General features: G+C 30.5%; 1 protein-coding gene. It reads right to left on the bottom strand.

The annotated features are described in order from the left end of the window. A partial coding sequence (locus SOM16_RS23115; protein ID WP_320466359.1) for a WD40/YVTN/BNR-like repeat-containing protein occupies positions 1 to 275 on the bottom strand: 275 nt, incomplete at its 3' end. Between the last annotated feature and the right edge of the window lie 7 nt (positions 276 to 282).

Here is a 282-nt window from a genome sequence, read left to right as displayed (position 1 = left end):
AAAGAATCTTGTACATTATTTATATTGGAAGGTAATTTTATCCACTTATTACCACCATCTGTTGTTTTGTAAATGAAAATCTCGTTTACAGCTTCATTAGTACCAACAATATATCCTGTATTATCATTTATGAAATCAACTGAAGTAATGAATTCTCTTCCATCATTTCTTAAAGATTGATATTCCCAAGAGGCCCCTTTATTGTTCGTTTTTAGAATCCTTCCATTATGCCCCACTATAATTGCAGAATTACTGTTTATTATATCAGTATCCATTAGTGGG

The organism is Pedobacter sp. CFBP9032, assembly GCF_034045265.1.
Lineage (GTDB): Bacteria > Bacteroidota > Bacteroidia > Sphingobacteriales > Sphingobacteriaceae > Pedobacter.
This window is presented reverse-complemented; position numbering and strand designations above follow the sequence as displayed.